Annotated in this window: 3 protein-coding genes; 2 read left to right on the forward strand and 1 reads right to left on the reverse strand. The window is 63.6% G+C overall.

Annotated elements, in window-relative coordinates; translation table 11 throughout:
• Both VMR03_RS01710 and VMR03_RS01715 read left to right on the forward strand, forming a co-directional pair.
• A partial coding sequence (locus VMR03_RS01710; RefSeq protein WP_325401651.1) for a TauD/TfdA dioxygenase family protein occupies positions 1–205 on the forward strand: 205 nt, incomplete at its 5' end.
• An 85-nt stretch (positions 206–290) separates the two neighbouring features.
• On the forward strand, positions 291–1,157 hold the full coding sequence (locus VMR03_RS01715; RefSeq protein ID WP_325401653.1) for a TauD/TfdA family dioxygenase: 867 nt from the start codon (positions 291–293) through the stop codon (positions 1,155–1,157).
• A 177-nt stretch (positions 1,158–1,334) separates the two neighbouring features.
• Here VMR03_RS01715 and VMR03_RS01720 read toward each other — a convergent pair.
• On the reverse strand, positions 1,335–2,212 hold an 878-nt coding region (locus VMR03_RS01720), incomplete at its 5' end, for an EamA family transporter (RefSeq protein ID WP_325401655.1).

Here is a 2,212-nt window from a genome sequence, read left to right on the forward strand (position 1 = left end):
CTGGAACGCCTTGGACAGCAGGCCGCTGCTCGACTTTCTCTACGCCCATGCGATCCGGCCGGAATTCACCTGCCGTTTCCAGTGGCGCGAGGGGTCGGTCGCCTTCTGGGACAATCGCGCGACCTGGCATTACGCGGTCAACGATTATCATGGCGAGCGGCGTCTGCTGCATCGCATCACGATCGGCGGCTGCGCGCTCCATTGAGTCTGTTTTCTCGCCGGGCTGGTCGTGGCAGACTTCTCGCGAAGAGGAAGCCGGGCAAACCGGACCTTGCGCGGAGGAGAGCGACATGGCTCAGGCAGCCGAGAAGACAAGCATTCATGTGAAGCCCAATGCGGGCGGTTTCGGCGCCGCGATCTCCGGCGTCGATCTCACGCATCCGCTCGATGCGGCGACGGTCGCCGATATTCGCGCGGCGTGGCTCGCGCATCGGGTCGTCTGGTTTCCCGATCAGCCGCTTTCGCTCGACGATCTCGAACGCTTTACGCTGTCGATGGGAGACTGGGGCCGCACGGATTTCATCAAGCCGCTCGACGGACATCCGAATGTGCTGGAGCTGCGGCGCGAGCCGGACGAGCGCTCGTCCAACTTCGGCGCCGGCTGGCATTCGGATTATTCCTTTCAGCAGGAACCGCCTTCGGGGACGCTGCTGCTCTCGAAGATCACGCCGCCGGTCGGCGGCGACACGCTGTTCGCGGACCAGTATGCCGCCTATGACGATCTCTCGGACGCGATGAAGCGGATGCTCGCGCCCTTGAATGCTGTGCATAGCGCGGCGCTGCCCTATTCGAAGGAAGGCTTCTACGCCAACGAGGGCAAGGCGCGGTCGATGACCATCGTGCCGTCCGACGAGGCGAAGAAGACGGAGCTTCATCCCGTCGTGCGCACGCATCCCGAGACGGGGCGCAAATGCCTCTATGTCAATCGCGTCTATACAATCGGCATCGAGGGCATGACGCGGGACGAGGGCGAGGCGCTGATCGGGTTCCTCGCGAAACATTCGACGCAGGACAAATATGTCTATCGCCATAAATGGCAGCCCGACATGCTGACCATGTGGGACAATCGCTGCGTCCAGCATTTCGCCGATGGCGGCTATGACGGGCACCGGCGATTGATGTATCGCACGACGACGGCGGGCGACCGGCCGCGGTAGTCGTCAATTCTCCGTGTCATCCCGGCGAAAGCCGGGACCCACTCGCCTCACCTTCTTGCCGCAGCGCAGACTTGTTCGCATGGTAGAGGCAAATTCAATGCGCAATCTTATCTGCTGAGGGAACCAATGGGTCCCGGCTTTCGCCGGGATGACACTGAATTTTTTGAGGGCGTGGCGCTACCTCGTAAACAACAGCAGTAAAATTCCACCGACCACCAACAATATGCCGATCAGCTCCAGCCGTTCCGTCTTTTCGCGAAAGAGGAAATGCGAGGAGGCGAAGGTGAAGACGAGTTCGATCTGGCCGAGAGCGCGGACATAGGCCGCGTTCTCGATGGTCATCGCGGTGAACCAGCCCATCGAGGCGAGCGAGCCCGCGATGCCGACGAGGGAGCTCACCTTCCAGGCACGGGCGGTCGCGCCGAGCTGCGCGGGTTCGCTCCATGCGAGCCACGCCGTCATCGCGACGGTCTGGATGACGAGCACGGTGACGAGGGTGAAGGCGGCGGGCATCAGGAAGTCGGGACGGTCGAGCGAGAGCGATGCCGCGCGATAGGAGACGGCGGCGATGCCGAAGGTGGCGCCGGAGCCGAGGCCCATCAGTGTCGGACGCTCGGCGAGCGAGCGCGCGAAATTGCCGAGGGTGAGATGCGAGTTCGCCATCGAGATCGCGACGACGCCCGCAAGGCTGACCAGGATCGCGGCGGCGGCGCCAAGGCTCGGATGATCGCCCAGCACCAGCATGCCAAAGAGCGCGGCCTGCACGGTTTCGGTTTTCGAGTAGGTCGTGCCGACGGCGAAGTTCCGATAGGCGAAGAGTGCGACCAGAAGCGCCGTGCCCCAGATCTGCGCGAGGCCGCCGACGAGGCACCAGGCGAGGAACGTCCAGTTCGGCGTCGGGATCGCGGTGCCGGCGATCTTATGCAGTCCCCAGAAGTAGGCGAGCGCGATCGGCAGGCCGAAAGCGAAGCGAACATAGGTGGCGGCGACGGCGGAGAGTTCGCCGGTCAGTTGCTTCTGCAGCGTCGAGCGCAGGTTCTGCAGAAAGGCGGCGG

The sequence above is a fragment of the Parvibaculum sp. genome, assembly GCF_035511255.1.
Classification (GTDB): domain Bacteria; phylum Pseudomonadota; class Alphaproteobacteria; order Parvibaculales; family Parvibaculaceae; genus Parvibaculum.